We start from the raw sequence: 414 nt of genomic DNA, 5'->3' as shown, positions 1-414 counted from the left end.
TTCCTCGAACACTACGTGCTGCGCCTGCTGTATCCGGACGGGCTGACGCGCGAGCTCCAGCTGGCGCTGGCCGCCACGGTCGCGACCGTCAACTTGCTCCTGTATGGCTGGATCCTCATGCGGCCCCGGGCCAGGACAGGGCGGGCTCCATAGTTCCCGGTAACGTGTGGTCGCCGCATGGGGCCGATGTTATGCTCGCCGCATGGGCATCGGCCCGCAATCCGGAGACACACATGACAATGACGGTAGGCGATTTTCTTCTGCAACGGCTCGACGAATGGCGGGTAGGGCGCATCTACGGCTATCCCGGGGACGGCATCAACGGCTTCCTGGCCGCCATGCGGCGCCAGGACCGCATCCGCTTCGTCCAGACCCGCCACGAGGAACTGGCCGCCTTCATGGCCTGCGCCCACG

At 66.2% G+C, this 414-nt stretch carries 1 protein-coding gene; it reads left to right on the top strand.

From position 1 onward, the window contains the following. Window positions 1-233: 233 nt before the first annotated feature. Window positions 234-414, top strand: a 181-nt coding sequence (locus tag KVT32_RS28890; protein ID WP_254637069.1) for a thiamine pyrophosphate-binding protein, incomplete at its 3' end; no start/stop codon positions are given.

This window comes from Achromobacter sp. GbtcB20 (genome assembly GCF_019091095.1).
In the GTDB taxonomy this organism is placed as follows: domain Bacteria; phylum Pseudomonadota; class Gammaproteobacteria; order Burkholderiales; family Burkholderiaceae_B; genus Achromobacter; species Achromobacter mucicolens.
Note: the sequence above shows the minus strand (reverse complement) of the source record. Positions and strands in the feature narration are given on the sequence as shown.